Source organism: Leptospira johnsonii, assembly GCF_003112675.1.
GTDB classification, from domain to species: Bacteria; Spirochaetota; Leptospiria; order Leptospirales; family Leptospiraceae; genus Leptospira_B; species Leptospira_B johnsonii.
Window position 1 is genome coordinate 32900 of record NZ_BFAY01000007.1, and the last position, 16244, is coordinate 49143.

Annotated in this window: 9 protein-coding genes; 3 read left to right on the top strand and 6 right to left on the bottom strand. The window is 41.7% G+C overall.

Features of this window, described 5'->3' with window-relative positions; all coding sequences use genetic code 11:
- Positions 1-11 precede the first annotated feature (11 nt).
- On the bottom strand, positions 12-1577 hold the full coding sequence (locus LPTSP_RS05685) for an LA_0442/LA_0875 N-terminal domain-containing protein (RefSeq protein WP_245915478.1): 1566 nt from the start codon (positions 1575-1577) through the stop codon (positions 12-14).
- 341 nt (positions 1578-1918) lie between these two features.
- Between LPTSP_RS05685 and LPTSP_RS05690 the strand changes: the two genes are divergently transcribed.
- Complete coding sequence (locus tag LPTSP_RS05690; RefSeq protein WP_108927863.1) at positions 1919-6331, top strand: PAS domain-containing protein; 4413 nt, start codon at positions 1919-1921, stop codon at positions 6329-6331.
- Here LPTSP_RS05690 and LPTSP_RS05695 read toward each other — a convergent pair.
- From LPTSP_RS05695 to LPTSP_RS05710, 4 genes are all read right to left on the bottom strand, one after another.
- Positions 6321-8387: a methyl-accepting chemotaxis protein gene (locus tag LPTSP_RS05695; protein WP_108927864.1), complete on the bottom strand. Its 2067-nt coding sequence runs from the start codon at positions 8385-8387 to the stop codon at positions 6321-6323. The two genes, LPTSP_RS05690 and LPTSP_RS05695, sit on opposite strands and share 11 nt — an antisense overlap.
- Positions 8388-8411: 24 nt before the next feature.
- Entirely contained in the window at positions 8412-10661 is a 2250-nt protein-coding gene (locus tag LPTSP_RS05700) for an ATP-binding protein (protein ID WP_108927865.1), read from the bottom strand.
- Between the two features lie 14 nt (positions 10662-10675).
- Positions 10676-11062, bottom strand: a complete 387-nt coding sequence (locus LPTSP_RS05705) for a response regulator (RefSeq protein ID WP_008597002.1) — start codon at positions 11060-11062, stop codon at positions 10676-10678.
- A gap of 174 nt (positions 11063-11236) precedes the next feature.
- On the bottom strand, positions 11237-12958 hold the full coding sequence (locus LPTSP_RS05710) for an EAL domain-containing response regulator (protein WP_108927866.1): 1722 nt from the start codon (positions 12956-12958) through the stop codon (positions 11237-11239).
- Positions 12959-13147: 189 nt separating this feature from the next.
- On the opposite strand from LPTSP_RS05710, the gene LPTSP_RS05715 reads away from it, so the two are divergent.
- Together LPTSP_RS05715 and hisC are read left to right on the top strand one after the other, a co-directional pair.
- The gene (locus LPTSP_RS05715) at positions 13148-14776 is read left to right on the top strand and encodes a peroxidase family protein (protein ID WP_108927867.1); all 1629 of its coding nucleotides are present in this window, start codon (positions 13148-13150) and stop codon (positions 14774-14776) included.
- 22 nt (positions 14777-14798) lie between these two features.
- Complete coding sequence (hisC, locus tag LPTSP_RS05720; protein WP_108927868.1) at positions 14799-15896, top strand: histidinol-phosphate transaminase; 1098 nt, start codon at positions 14799-14801, stop codon at positions 15894-15896.
- A 12-nt stretch (positions 15897-15908) separates the two neighbouring features.
- On the opposite strand, the gene LPTSP_RS19075 is transcribed toward hisC, so the two are convergent.
- A complete protein-coding gene (locus LPTSP_RS19075) occupies positions 15909-16079 on the bottom strand; it encodes a hypothetical protein (RefSeq protein ID WP_167396412.1) in 171 nt (56 codons plus the stop codon).
- Positions 16080-16244: the final 165 nt, after the last annotated feature.

Sequence of the window (16244 nt, forward strand, 5' to 3'; positions counted from 1 at the left end):
TCCTTATATACCTAGAAGTTTTGGCTAAAACCAATACTAAACCATACCAAGTGAGAAGGAATTTTCTGGAGAAGATAAGACTCCCTCACTGATTGTCTCAACTGATCAGGTATAGAAGTGGAAGAATTGATAAAATCCAGTACCAACTGATTAGCAGGACCGTTCACCTTTCCTGGATCCACGATCTTACTGTCCTTACTAGTGCTATTTACGTAACCGCCAGTCGCTCCATAATAATTATCCGTATCATACATATATAAATTAGGTCTATATACGTCTGCAGCCTTCACGAAGAACTTTCCGAAGAAAAAAGTAAGAGTCGAAGTAATATCCTGGATCCCGTATCTGTTATCCACGATATTATTACTCATCGCATAACCTATATTGACCTGAGGAAGTATCCTGAAAAAACTACCTTCGAAAAATTCATGACCCATCGTTAAAGATAGATAGTTTTTCCCCGCCATCAAACCCGCATTCTCCTGAGAGAATTGAGTATAAAATGAAATTGTAGGATTCACCCATTGCAAGAAAGGCAATTTCCAAAAGAAGAAATATTCCTGCCACGCTAAACGAGTGATCTGAGTAGAAGGGTTATTCGCTCCTGCAACTCCTTGCGCCGCAGAAGAATTGTATGCTCCTAAAGCTGGGGAAAGGTAAGCAGAACTCTTTTGGAAAGTATTATAGAACCATATCCCCGCAGTAAAAGTTCCCCAACTGGTTTTCTCAAAATTATAATAGAATGCGTAGAACAATCCATCCGAACGTTTCATACCGTTCTGTTCTTTCTTAAAGCCTGGAACATCTCCACCGCAAGTGGAGCCTGTTGTCGGATTTCCCGCCATCAAGTTAGTCTGAGTATCATAAGGACAAGCAGAGTTTAACGAGTCTGGAGAAGGAGCAGAGAATGGACTCAAAGATCCGGCAGAACCTTGCCCAGCATAACCAGGACCGGCTCCTCCTGGATACATTTGGAATCTTCCGTCGTTGTCCCTATCATTACGTTCCGTTAATTGGAAGTTTCCCCAAAACTGTACTTGGAAACCTTTTAGCGGAGTATTAAAAGTCACAGTAGGTTGGTAAGAAGGAACGAAGGTCATTGCTCTATAACTTTCGTTGTCCCTACGGTTTGCGATCTCTCCGGAGAAACTAAGTCCCCGCCAAATAAAGTCCGTCACCACCTCGTGTATCACTTCTATAGAGGTATCTCCTCCGTTACCATTGCTAGACCCTGCACTCGGACCGTACATATTCGGAGGACCGGTTTCCACATGTCCTTGAGGAATATCGGAAACTTTTTGTGGAGTCGTTTTTTTATCTAAGGTAGAAGCTCCTACATTCTGCTTCCCTTTCTCATAACTTACCTGAGCTACATTATCCTTATCCACGAAACGGACATAGTCATCGTTCTCGGCAACCAATACTTTTTCATCGTCTTCTAAGATGATTTTACCTCGGACCACCTGTCCGTTCTTTAAACGAACAAAATCGGCTGAGAATAATTCTCCGAAACCGAAAATAATAAATAGTCCTGCCACGCAGGCGAGCGGACGCTTCGGCCAAACTCCAAGGAACATAATTGTTTCTCCAATATAAACTAGGGCGGGCCACCCTATTCTCTCTCGATTTTTCCCAAGTACATAGAGTGATCTTCTACAGGACGAGAATCCTTAAGAAGACGAAAAGAAATCTGTATTTATCTTAACTCGTCACTCAAAAAATTTTATTATAAAAAATATTGATAATTTATTTCTGAACGTTTGAAATATTTTGAATAGTTTATGTTTTAAGCATCGCGGGAATCAGGAAAATTTTGCCTTATTCTTTCCACACAATCACAACAAAGCTTGAATGAAAAACCAAGACCTCCAGTATTTTTGTTTTCAAAGTGAGGTTTTCGCTTTCTATTAAATAGAGAGTGGATCCCAAAAATACAAAACAGAATGGCAAGGATCTCCAAACGGAGTTGGAAGCTGCAAGCCAGAGGATTTCTGAGTTAGAGAAAGAATTAGAGAAACTTTCACGTTCGGAATCTGACAATCGTCTTTTGCGGTCCTTGATCGATTATTCTCCTTCTGCAATCACAATTGTGAACTCGGATACAGGCATCTTCGAGGTAGTCAATTCAACTGCTGAAATTCTTTTCGGCTATACTAGAGAAGAATTTTTACGATTAGGTCCTGCAGAAATTTCTCCGGAATTCCAGCCAGACGGAAAAACTTCCAGAGCATCCGCCTACGAAAAAATAACGCTGGCATTGCGGGGAGAAACTCCCGTATTCAAATGGAATCACTGCGATAAGAACAAACAAGTCATTCCCTGCGAAATACATTTAGTAAAGATCCCTGGCTCTACCAATCTAGTCCGCGGAAATATAATCGATCTTAGAAAAGAACTCGCTGCAGAAGAACTTCTCAAAAGCAGAGAAGAACAATTGGATCTAGTCATCAAAAGTGCGGACCTAGGATTCTGGGATTGGAATATTCCAAACGGCATTATAATACCAAATGAAAAATGTGCAGAGATCCTTGGATTCACTCTAGAAGAATTCAAAACGACGAGCGAATTCTGGAGATCCAGGATCCATCCGGATGATCGTACCTTAATCGTAGACGGACTAAAAGAACATATGGAAGGTCGATCGGAATTATTCGAAACGGACTTCCGAATGTTATGTAAGGACGGATCTTGGAAATGGATCCGATCCAGGGGAAAAGTTTGGGAAAGAGACAAGGATGGCACTCCTGTTCGAGCACTCGGTATCCACATTGATATTACCGAAAAAAAAGAAACAGAAAAGATCCTAGAAGAAAAAGAAAGGACCTTGGATCTCGCAGTCCAAGGAGCCAACCTAGGAATATGGGATTATAATATTGTAACGAACGAACATCATGTAGACGAGAACTGGCTGAAAATGCTTGGTTATCGAATTGGAGAAATAATTCCCACCTACGAATTTTGGAACGATAGTCTCCATCCGGAAGATAGGGATAAAACAAACTCCGCATGGCAAAGTTACGCAAAAGGAGAATTGCCTGCCTACTCAACGGCATTCCGATTAAGATGCAAAGACGGTTCTTATAAATGGATCCTAACTAGAGGAAAAATAACGGACAAAGATCCGGAAGGAAATCCGATCCGAATGATCGGTATCCATATCGATATATCTGAACAAAAGCAGATAGAAGACGAATTAAGAGAAACAAAACTATTCTTAGACAGGGCTCAAAAGACAGCAAAAATCGGAAGTTGGGAATACGATATTCCTTCCGGAAAGATGACCGCTTCGGAAGGTCTATACCAAATATTAGAAACAAATGATAGAATGCTTGTCCCTACATTCGATTATATACATCCGAACGACAGAGAGAAAGTAGAAGAACATTTCAAAAGGTCCGTCACAGAAGGCATCTCGGCAGAAATTGAATATAGATCTATCACCCCTTCCGGAAAGGAAAAATTCCTTTTAAACAGAACGGATTTCATCAACGATTCAGATGGGAAAGTGCTGAAACTTTTAGGAACGATCCAAGATATCAGCGACGAGGTAAAAAGAAAGAAGGAAGAAGAATATAAAAGGAGTATAGAGAGTCTAACTTCTTCCATTTCTACGGAACTTATCAACCAACCCATATTAGAAATTGAAGAAGCGATCGCATATACTGTCGGAAAGATCGTTAAAACTTTCAAGATGTCCAGAGGGAATCTAGTATTATACGATTTGGACAAATTAATCAGGACCCTGGTGTATGAATTCATCGATCCAAAATCCAATAATCAAAACCCTAGCTGGCCTACTGAAAGTCCTGTAGATCCGAATAATTTTCTGACAAAGAAGATCTTAGATGGAAAGATATTTCTGTTAAATCAGGAAGATTTTCCAGAATCGGATATTAAGAACAAATTGAACTCTTTGCAGATCCAGTTCCTAATCGCCGTTCCGCTTACCTTAGAAGGGAGAGTAGTCGGAGCCTTAGGAATGAATAGTGAAGTTCCATTGAACGAAACGGATCTCAAGTTAGAAGAATTCGAGATCGCGAACTTGAAAGCAATCGGTGAGACACTTTCAAACGCAATAGAGAGAAAGAGAAAGCATAGTGAACTCATCGCAGAAAGAGATCTTCTTTCCGAGATCATGAAAACTTCCGTAGCGGCGATCACAGTATTAAATCCTGAAGGAGAGATCTTATATGCAAATCCTTCTGCAGAGAAGGTTCTCGGCTTAAATCTAGATCAGATCCAAAAAAGAAAATACAATGCACCCGAATGGAAGGCAACCTCCATAGACGGAGGGGAATGGACTCTAAACGACCAACCATTTGTCAGAGTACTCACCTCCGGGCAGCCAGTATACGATATCAGACATGCAATAGAGGACGATTTCGGAAATAAAAAATTCCTCTCTATCAACGGAGCCCCGATCAAGGACGCTTCCGGTAAGATCAAAAATTTAGTTTTTCTAATATTAGATATTACTGAATCACTTTTGGCCGAAAGAGCGTTGAAGCTGAGCGAAGAAAGACTCAGACTTGCATTGAACGCATCTAAAATGGGAACCTGGAGTTGGAATCTAAAAGATAGAACGGCTCATTGGTCTTCCGACGCTGCTTCCGTTTTCGGGATGGATCTTCAGGATCTTGATAAAGATAGTTCCGTATTCATGGATCTTGCACATCCAGACGACAAAATCAAGATCCGAAAAGCGGTACGAAATAGTTTTTCAGGCAAAGAGAATGTAATCAATTTAGAATATAGATTTTTCCATCCGGATGGAACCATCCATTGGCTGGAAGTTAAAGGCCAAGTATATCGGAACTCTAAGAAGGTTCCGGGAAGAATGGCAGGTATCATCGCGGATATCACTGACAGAAAAAAGTCCGAGGAAAAATTGAAAGCAAGCGAAGCAAGGTTCCAAACCTTCTATAGATTCGCTAACGAGGCGATCATATTCTTAGATCCAAGAACGGAAGATATCTTAGATACCAATCCTGCTTTTTTGAGAGTATTCGGTTTTAATCAGAAAGATCTGCACTCTGTTTCTCCCATATCCTTATTCGCTCCTGATTCCTGGGCAACACTACATGCAAGAATACGCTCTTTCGAAAGTTCCGAAAACCTGGAATTGAGAGCGATACGCTCGAACGGCCAGGTATTCTCAGCTATCGGAAGTGTACATTTTTATACGGAAAGAGAATCATATGTAGCTGCCATCAGTCTTTTGGATACTTCTGCCATCCAAGAAGTAGAAGAATTAAAAGTGATCAACGATGAGATCTCTGTCCGGAACAGATTGATAGAGATGCAAAAAAATGAGCTTCAGGAAACATTAGAAAACCTTAAAAAAGCTCAGGCACAGCTCATCCAATCCGAAAAAATGGCAGCTCTCGGACAGTTGATCGCAGGAGTAGCTCATGAGATCAATAATCCTATCGGTGCAGTACAAGCCTCCAACCAAAACCTACAAGAATGTCTTATCCGTTTCCAAACCATTCTACCGGATGTACAAAACGTATTAACTGGAATGAATGCAGAACAAGTAGAATCGTTCCGCCAATTCTTAAGTATGGTTCGGCAGCCGAAAGATCAATTGGCAGGAATGGAAGAAAGAAACGCTAAAAAGAATATAGTGTCTCAATTACAAGAATTGAATATTCCAACACCTTATGCCATTGCGGATGCTCTGACCGATATGGGATTCAGGGAATTGCCTAAGATCGCACTTCCTTTCTTAATTTGCGAAAGAGCAAACGTTCTCCTGGAATATTCCACTTTGGAAGCATTCTTCTTCTCTAATACGAATACGATACAGATCGCAGTGGACCGCGTTTCTAAGATCTTATACGCTTTAAAAAACTTCTCTCATTTCGATACAACTTCGGAAAAGATCCCGGCTTCTATCACGGAAAATATAGAAACGGTTCTCACAATCTACCAAAACCAACTCAAAAAAGGGATCCAGGTCTCCAAGGAATACGAGAGTATTCCAAAAATATTATGTTATCCAGACGATCTGATCCACGTATGGACAAATTTGATCTACAATTCCCTACAAGCAATGGAGTTCAGAGGAGCAATCAAGATCAAGGTTTACCAAAAGGCTGACTCCGTCTGCGTGGAGATCACTGATAATGGACCAGGGATCCCTGAAAATATTTTAGATAAAATTTTCCAACCGTTCTTCACCACCAAACTTCCGGGAGAAGGAAGCGGCTTAGGACTGGATATTGTAAAAAAGATCGTGGAAAAACACGAAGGAAAGATAGAAGTAGAAACAAGACCCGGATCCACAATGTTCCGGATCATTCTTCCATTTTTAGAAGTTAAAGTTTAAACTTATCCACAGATTTGAGAAGTCCTTCGGATTGCTGGTGCATCTCACCAGAGTAAGAAGTGAGGTCATCCGCTCCGGAGGCTACTTCCTGAGTTCCTTCCGAGATACTTACGATCGTTTTAGTAATCTCGTCGGTTGCACGTTTCTGTTCTTGGACTGCTTCTTCTATTTGTAAACTGAAACTCATGAGGAAATTCGCTGATTGATGGATGTCTTGTGTATTCTTCTCTTGGGTTCTTACTGATTCCAATACCTTCTTCGCAGATAATCCAAAGGAATCAACGGAGGTCCTTAACTTACGAAGTATATCACTTGCTTCTTTTACTTTAGTGTTTCCGTTATGAACCGCATTGTTTGTCGAATCCACAAGCTCGCCGATCTCTTGTACGGAAGAAGAAGTTTGAGACGCAAGTTTACCTATCTCTTCTGCAACTACAGCAAATCCCTTACCAGCTTCTCCGGCTCTTGCTGCTTCTATCGCTGCGTTCAATGCGAGAAGATTTGTCTTTTCAGAAATCTCAGTGATGATAGATAAGATCTCATTGATACGACTCGCACTTTCTCCAATCTCATCCATTGCTTGGTTCGTCGCACCCATCGCATTCTCCCCTGTCACCGCTCTCTCCTGGGATTCGGATGCCACCTGGGATAATGTCTGCATCTCATTATTGATAGTACCAATCTGTTCTCTAAGTAAAACCACGTTGGTATCTATCTCCTTCATATTCTCGATCGCTTTTTCCATCGATCTACGAACATTCTCTGCGGAGGCTGCAAGTTCTTCCACAGCTGCAGAAGATTCCTCTGCCGCAGAAGCCTGGGCCTGAGCAACATCCGAGAAGTTACGACTGGACTCCGCCATTTGATCAGAAGTACTGTTCAGTTTTGTAGAAGAAGTTTTGATATCCTGGATGATCTTAGAAAGATTCACTTTCATCATATCCATGGACTTGAGTAGTTTACCTATCTCATCTTCTCTTGCGATCTCTATATGGGAAGTCAGATCTCCATCCGCAATCTTCTCAGAAAAACCGATCGCTTCTAATAATCCTGTGGTGATGAGTTTATTGAAGATCAAGTTTAGAATGATCAGTATGACTACCATGATCACCAGAGAGGACAAAATCGTCTGAAGGATCACTCCTCTCATATCCGACCAGAAGATGGAATCAGGAATTGAAACTTCTACTGCCCAAGGTTTATCATAATTTCCTAATAAAAAAGGAAAGAAATATCTAGTATGGCCGGAACCCTTGATTTGAAAATCCTCACCCTTTAGGCTTAGTTCTTTTACTTGGGCACGGATATTTTCTTCAGGGATTGCTTTTCCCACCAAGGAAGGATCTCCTCCATTTGCCGCATAGAGTCCGTCAGGTGAAACCAGAGCCAGATAACCTTCTCCCCTAAAAGGCCGAATAGGGCCCAATAGTTCCTGTAAGTTTTCCATGGCGATATCTGTTCCGACAGTTCCTACGAACTTTCCGTTTCGTAGGATCGGCTTTACCATAGAAACCATTAGCACATCTTTTCCGCTTACGGAATATACGTAAGGATCTGAGATAAAATCTTTCTGGGTCTTTTTAGGGACACGATAGTAAAAGCTGATCGTATCATCCACATCGTAAGATTCAGCGAATGTGATCTTTAGTTCTCCAGTTGCCCTATTCCAATATGGAACAAATCTTCCCGTGGCATCGTGGTAAGGAGTATTTTTATATCTGGCATCCTGTCCGTCAAAAGCGTTGGGCTCATACAACACCCAGGTCCCGAAAAAATGATTATCTGTTTCGGCTAATCTCTTGAGCGAGACCACCATCTCTTCTCTAGTCGGATGAGAAGTTTCCAACATAAATTGAAAACCCCTCAAAGATCCCAAAACTGAATTTAGAAAATTTGAAATTTCATATTCGTAACGTTTACCCGCCATGGTAGATCCTGAATCCACCTGGGACTTTAAACTGAAATAAGAGGAAAATGAATTAATACCGGCGAGAACAAATGAGCCGGTTAAAAGTACGATCGCTAAGTAGAGTGAAATTCTATATCTGATACTCATTGAAAAAGCCTGAAAAATTATATTTTATTCTGATTTGGGAAAGGAAAAACGAAAGATGGTGCAGCCGGGCTCACTTTCCCAATCCCAACTGCCTCCGTATTTTTTAGAAATGGAAGCGGCAACTGCAAGTCCTATCCCTGCTCCTTCTCCCTCCGACTTTCCGGAAGATAGAACCTCTCCCACTTTTTCTCTGATACTTTTAGGAATACCGGAACCGCTATCTTCCACTTCGCAGATAATCTTGGATTCTGCATCATAGATACTTACTTTAAGTTTTCCTTCTCCGGACATTGCTTGGTACGCGTTGTCCACAACTTGAGTCCAAAGCCGCACCATGTCTTCCGGGATACATCTCATAGTTGCTTCCGAGATATAATTTCTTTCTACCGTGACTCTGTTCCCACCGGCACCTTCGTATACTCCAAGCACAACTTCCATTGTGTCCGAGATCTTGACCCATCTTTCTTTATCTTCCTTTGCGATCCCTGAATAGGTTTCCAACGCCGATACAATTTTATACATTCTATCCGTAGATCTATGGATTACTTCTTCCGAGATCTCCAATCCTCGGATTGCCATCAAAAATTCTGAAATACGGTCCCATTCGGAACATCTACATAATTGAAGAATAAAGTCCGGACAATCGGCAAATCCCAATTCAGCGACAACTGCAGCCTTATCACTCGCTTCCTCTATCTCTTCCTGTTTTAATAATGCCTCTATGGAATGCCTGGTCTCTCTGAATTTTTTCCCGATCTGTTCTTTATGATTTTCTAATGTTCTTTTTAAGGTGATATTGAAAAATTCCCTTTCCGGCTCGCTCGCTTGGCTCAAATATTCGAAAAGAAAAGGAAGAAGTGCAGTAACTCTTTTTACGTAAAAGGAAATATTCTCCCTAGATGCTCCGATTGCCCCCAGCGGATTATTGATCTGATGGCTGACAGCTCCGGAGATCCTACCGATCGCCGCCAATCTTTCGTTTCTAAGCAGGGTTTCCTGAGCTGTTTTTAATTCGCCCAATGCCTCTTCTAATTCTTCTTTTTGGAGACGGATGATCTCGTTACGAGAATAGATCTCTGCGGATTCTCTTAGGATCTTTTCGGACCGTATCTGTTGGTCTATAGCAGCCAGTAACTTCTCCTTCATATTCTCCAATGTTATAAAAAGATGATGGATCTCGTCATGGAAGTTTCTAGTAGGGATCTGAGCGGAATAATTCCCGGCGCCTAAAGAATCTGCAAAAGTAGTAGCAGATGACAAACCTTCCGAGACATACTTGCAAAAGAATCTATCCAGAAAATACAAACAGACTGGCAAGAGTGCAAATGTGATAAGCAAACATCTTAGAATGATCGGACCTAGATCATTCCACAGAACGGAATCCGGAACATACACTTCTATGGCCCAGTTCTTTCCGTAAGTCCCCATACCGAATGGGAATATGTAGGAATTCCCACCTTCTACTAAATAAGCAAACGGTTGTCCGGAAGATAAGGATTTTTGGATGGAATCTTTTACTTCAGGAGTTCCCGCATTCTTTCCTTGAAGGATCCCTTTGGCCCCATGGACAGCATATTTTCCGCCCGGGGAGATCAACGCCAAATGTCCGGCCCCGAACGGCCTTTTGGAAAACAATTCCTCTTCTAGATCGGAAAGTTTTAGATCTAAGCCGACAATCCCAATAAATCTTCCTTGTCGGATGATCGGTCGGATCAAGGAGATCATATAAACATTCACTCCTTCTAATGGATAAAAATAAGGCTCTCCGACAAAATCGCTTAACGTTGCCTTTGGGATCTGATAATAGTTCCCGCTTTCGTCCGTATTATCGTAATATACACTTTCTTCTAAACTAATCTCATTCGGATTTTTGATACTTCTGTGAAAGTACGGAACAAATCTACCACTGGAGTTGGAACCCTTACGTCCTATAAAAGAAGAATCCTTTCCGTCAAAAAGATTGGGTTCAAAGACAGCTCCTGCTCCTAAAAATTTCTTATCATTCTGAAAAAGATCTACTAGGTCTTTCTCAACCGAAGCGCGAGAAGGTCGGGAATGCTCCCAACGACTTTTTGCCTCTCCAACTTTGGTAATTGCTTCCGAAAAAATTTTACGTACTTCGAAGGAAGCTCCTTCTGCTTTTGCGAACGCAGCTTCCTGAGAAGAAACTTTGGCGTCGTAATATGCAGCTGCTGCCACCAACAGAGTTAGCAGAACCGAGAATGTAAATAGAACAATGGCGCAATAAAGAGAAAAGCGCGTTCGAAGGCTCATTATTGCCCCCCTATTTATTTAAGGGCTGAGGTGATAGTGGTTACTAATTCTTTTTCGTCCCAAGGCTTTTTCAAGTAACTGTATAAATTGATCTCTTTCTTTAAAGCTTCCACAGAAGCAATGTCGGCATGACCGGTGATGATGATCTTTTGGATCTCCGGATATCTTTGGTGAACGATCCTCAAAAATTCGTCTCCCTTGATATTGGGCATCAGCCAGTCGGAAATTACGATCAGGATCTTAACTCCTTCTGTCACCAATTCTTCAATGATCTGCATCGCTTCGGACGCATCTAGAGCTGTCTCATAACGATAAGTATCTCCCAAATGTCTTTTGACTTGGGATTTCATACTCATCAAAATGAGCGCTTCATCATCAACAAAAAGAATCGCTTTCTCCACCGCTCCCCCGGTACCAACGTATAAATTAGACGAACAAAAACATAAAAACCCCGGCTCAAAATCCGGAGCAAAACAAGGATACTTACTCTATAAATTATGATTGCAACTCATTTTCGACTTTATCTTTCGAAAGAATGAATTACAAGGTGGTACGGAAAAAATAGACCAAAGTACCTATTCAATAATTTTTATCGAAACCGGGGTTATGTCGGGAGAAGGCTGCATAATCAGATACCCTTGCGAATATTCTATGCCCAGAGATCGTACAACTTTCAATTCTTCCGGAGTAGAGACGAATTCAGCGACTACTTTCGCACCGATCCTGTGAGCAAGTTCCGTAATGGCAGAAGTTAAAATGAATGCGGTCCGATTTCTTTCCAAGGATTGGATGAATTTTCCATCTATCTTGATGAAGTCCGGTTGGATCTCCAATAATCTGGAAAAATTGGAATGCTCCACTCCGAAATCGTCGATTGCAATTTTTGCTCCTAATTCTTTCAGTTCTGAGATCACCTTCAGACGTTCAGGATTTCCATGAAAACTTGCGGTCTCTAAAATTTCAAAAGTCACTCTGGATGGATTGATGCCGTAATGTTCCATTCTAGACGCAGCCCATTTCGGAAAACTTGGACTCTCTAATTCTGTCTCGGAAAGATTAATGGAGAATGAATAAGGAGAATCTGAAAATTTACGAAGCGCTTTTTCAAAAAGGATAGGACTGATCCTTCTCAAAAGCCCTGTGGATTTCGCCAGATACAAAAAGCTCGCTGGTGCGTAGACTTTCCCGTCTTCCACAATGCGAGCGAGGCATTCGAATTTTTCCACCTTACCGGTTTGGTTATCCATGATCCCTTGGAAATAAGGCACTACATTGCCAGAATGGATTGCCTGGTTCAGTCTTTTTCCCAGATCCATATTGATCTTGTACAGATCCTGGTCGTCCATCTTCTCAGAATAGCTATAGATCCCTGATTCTGAATCAAATTCAGGTTCTTGGCTTGCTTTGACAAGGGCGAGTCTTGCCTTATAATACAGCTCTTTTTTTCCACTTGCGGTAGCTATGGTTGCATTGATCCGAAAAGAGATCCCGGAAGCTGTAAAATAATCGGATCGGAGAAGTATCCTAAATGCGATCAGGTGCGGTAGGAACTCCTCTTCCTGCACTTTGGAAAGTATCGCTACCTCGTCTTCGTATACGTGGTAAATTTCTCCGTAGTTCCCGAGGATAGATTTCATAGAGTCCAGGAACTTCTTCATCAAATCCTTATAAAGAGAAACTCCGAAATCCCTTGTGGTCAAGGAAGTGGATTCTATACGGATCAATGCGAGAAGAGAATCTTCCTTTTCTTCCGCTGCTAGATCCAATCTTCTTCTCAAGGATTCCAAATTGGGAAGTCCTGAGTCTCTATTAAAGAGGAGAGCCTCTTCTAATTTTTTGTTCAATTCGGAAAGGGAAATATCCGACTCATAAGAACGGACTGCTTCCTTTACGGTCATGAGTAGATCGTTCGAGTCCCAAGGTTTGGAAAGATATCTATATAAGTTTGCCTTGTTCAAAGCGTTTCCCACAGACTCCGCGCTCGCCTGTCCTGTGAGCATGATCTTTCTGGTATTAGGATTTGTTTCTTGGATCCGGATCAGGAACTCGTCTCCTCTGATCCCTGGCATAACCTGGTCGCTTAATATCACAGGTATATGAATTCCAGCTTGGTTACACTCTTCCACTATTTGGAGGGCAAGTTCTGCACTGTCTGCGGCTTCTATTTGGTAGGCCTTTCCGAAGGCAGATTTAAGCTGCTCCTTCAATCCTCTTAGAATGATCAGTTCGTCGTCGACGCATAAAATCACCGATCTTTTAGGTGATTCATCTGATGATCCGTTTTCTTTGTTTTGCACGATTGGATACTCGGAGAACTTGGGATTAGACGCGGAAAAAAAGAATTTCCGGTCCGGACCTAAGAATATTTTTATTCCTGATGAATGTATAGATCTGTCTGAGTATTAGTCTTCCAGTATTTATCATGTAAAAATAAAAATGAACAAAGATTAAGATCCAACACTGATCGCCAAAGTCGATCTCCAAATATGATAAAGATAATTTTCGAAAACGATAAAGAAGTATTCCTCGAACCTTCCGAATTAAACAAGCCATTATTACAGATCTCATTGGACGCGGGTATCCCGCACATACACGCATGTGGAGGTAACGCACGTTGTTCCACATGCAGGGTATTGATCCAAGATGGGGACGAACATCTTCTTCCCCGCAACGAAAAAGAAACGGCACTCGCTCAGAAGAAAGGTTTTCCGGAAAACGTAAGACTGGCCTGCCAAACAAAAACAACAGGTGATATTGTGCTCCGCAGATTGGTTATCGATGAGGCGGACAGGGCACTTGCTTCCACATTCTCCGATCTGATCTCAGGGATAGAGAAACCGGTTGCGATCTTATTCAGCGATATCAGGGGCTTCACTAGCTTCTCTGAAAATCATTTACCTTACGATGTTATACATATTCTCAACCGTTACTTTTATAGAATGGGAGACAAGGTCCTAAAATACGGTGGGACAATCGATAAATACATAGGCGATGGGCTCATGGCGATTTTCGGATTAGAAGATCCGGATCCGATTCGTGCAAATCTAAATGCGATCCGTTCCGCGTTAGAGATGAGATCTGAATTAGAAAATTTGAATACTTACCTTCAAAATCATTTGGGCGCTGAATTCGAGATTGGGATCGGGATCAATTATGGAACTGCAATCCTAGGAAAGTTAGGACATCCTTTAAGTATGTCATTCACAGCGATCGGTGATACAGTCAATTCTGCGAGTAGAATAGAAACAACCACAAAGAAAGCGGGTGCAAAGATCTTAATTTCCCAAAAGGTTTATGAATCCGTAAAGGATAGGATCCAGAAAGGAAGAAGTTTCGAGACGAAACTGAAAGGTAAGACCGGGAATTATAAAGTCCACGAAGTATTAGGGACCAAGAACAACTGCGAAGGAAGTGTTTGGCAAGAAACCGGATATAGACTTTGGGACAAGATAGATCCTACGGAGGCAGGTGCTTGGCTTCGTATGGTGTTTCATGCTGCTTCTATCTTCTCCGCAGACGGAGAATGGTTAGGCCTCGAAGGTTCCATCCGTTTTCCAAGTATCCTAAACGACGAGTTCAATCGCGGAGTCACAAAACAAATAGAGGCAGTTATCCATTTAAAAGAAGAAATGGAAAAAGAAGGAAGAGCTAATGTCCCTTCTCTTGCGGACATGATAGCTCTTTCAGGCGCGCTTGCACTGCAAAAAGCGGGAGGACCTCAGGTGCATATTCTTCCTGGAAGACGGGATTCTAGTTATCCGTCCGGAAGAATGCTCATGCCTGTAGACAGTCCGGACGTAAAAGATTCCCTGGATTATTTCTCCATGATGGGATTTTCCGTCAGAGATACAGTTCTACTCTTAGGCGTTCACACTTTGGGTTGGCATTCCAAGGGGTCCTTTACCGACACTCCAAATATATTCAATAATCATTATTTTAGGGATCTACTTTTGGACGGTGGAATTAGAATGCTCGCTTCCGATAGAGCCCTACTCGGCTCCGAAGAAACCAAAAGAATGGTAATGGAATACGCACTCAACGAATCCTTATTTTTCAAAGACTTCCAAGGACTTTACCAAAGGTTAGTAGAACAAAAACGATTGGAAGAATCCTGACTCCGTTTTTTTCTGGAATTAGATGCGATTCCAGCCCGCTTTAGACAAGATCCCGGCGTATGAGGCCGGCAAACCGATAGAACTAGTCGTACGTGAATACGGAATTTCTCCGGAGAAAGTTCTCAAACTTGCCTCCAACGAGAATCCGTATGGTGTGTCTCCCAAGGTCTCCGAGGTCATAAAAGAAGCGGTCTATAAGATGCCTTTATATCCGGACGATTCCTATAAGGCGCTAAAGGATGCACTTGCAAAGGCTCACGGAGTAGATGCAAAAAACGTAATACAAGGCAACGGTAGCGACCAGATATTCGATTTTGCTACCAGATCTGTTTTAAGTCCGGGAGATAAGATCCTCCAGAACGGTAAAACTTTCTCAATGTATTCCATTTATGCGGGACAATGTGGAGCTGAGACAATCCAGACAAGTTCGGAACTCCATGATTTGGACCAGTTCTTGGATCTATACAAAAAACATTCTCCTAAGATCATATTCATCTGCACTCCCTGTAATCCGATCGGAGATGCATTGGATAAGTCGGATCTATATACTTTTCTCCAAAAAATTTCCTTAGAGACAATGGTTGTCTTAGACGCCGCCTATATGGAATTCGGAAAAACTAGAGATCCGAAAAAAGAGATCCAGGCAGCCGATGTAATTTCAAAATTTCCTAACGTATTATACACGAATACATTCTCCAAAATTTACGGATTGGGAGGAATGAGAATCGGATACGGTATCGCTTCGGAAGAAATGATCCGTGCATTCTACAAATTAAGACCTCCATTCAATGTTTCTCAGCTTTCTCAGTTGGCTGCGGCGACCGCGCTAAGCGATAGGGAATTTGTTGAGAATTATCTAAAGGAAAACTTAAAAGAAATGATCCGTTATGAAGACTTCTCAAAGAAGAAGGGACTCTTTTATTTCGAGTCTTATGCAAACTTTATCACGATCAAATTGGACCAAGCAAAATTAGATTCCACCCAAACCTTCGAGACACTCCTGAAGGAAGGGATCATATTAAGAAATCTGAAAAGTTACGGATTGAATGCCTTGAGGATTACGATAGGAAGGCCGGAACAGAACGATCGGGTTTTGGAAAGGCTTTCGGAACTTCTTTGAAAAGTTCCAGATCTATTTTTCGTACAGGTCTGGTCTCAGTCGGACCACTTTTTCGTTTCTGCTTTCTGCCTTTTTAGAGGAGAAATTCACAGATTCTGAATGCGCAAATTCCCTTCTGACTTGGATCGGTCCAGCGGATTGGAATTGGCTCTTTTCGTTTTTTTCTCTTTCGGATTGGAACATTCGAAACCTCCTTTTTTCGTCTTGGTGGGTAAGACCCGCGGTTTCCTTATTTAGTTTCGTCTCGAAACAGCGATTTCCTTACCGTATTATGTCAAAAATTTCTAGTTCTTAACTAATGTACTCCCTATCTACAACAAGTGGATGACTAGAATATTACAGAAATAT

Bases quoted from the DNA above. Each gene is read 5' to 3' on its own strand.
- LPTSP_RS05685 (WP_245915478.1), bottom strand. From the start codon at position 1,577: ATGTTCCTTGGAGTTTGGCCGAAGCGTCCGCTCGCCTGCGTGGCAGGA.
- LPTSP_RS05695 (WP_108927864.1), bottom strand. From the start codon at position 8,387: ATGAGTATCAGATATAGAATTTCACTCTACTTAGCGATCGTACTTTTA.
- LPTSP_RS05700 (WP_108927865.1), bottom strand. From the start codon at position 10,661: ATGAGCCTTCGAACGCGCTTTTCTCTTTATTGCGCCATTGTTCTATTT.
- LPTSP_RS05715 (WP_108927867.1), top strand. From the start codon at position 13,148: ATGATAAAGATAATTTTCGAAAACGATAAAGAAGTATTCCTCGAACCT.
- hisC (WP_108927868.1), top strand. From the start codon at position 14,799: ATGCGATTCCAGCCCGCTTTAGACAAGATCCCGGCGTATGAGGCCGGC.
- LPTSP_RS19075 (WP_167396412.1), bottom strand. From the start codon at position 16,079: ATGTTCCAATCCGAAAGAGAAAAAAACGAAAAGAGCCAATTCCAATCC.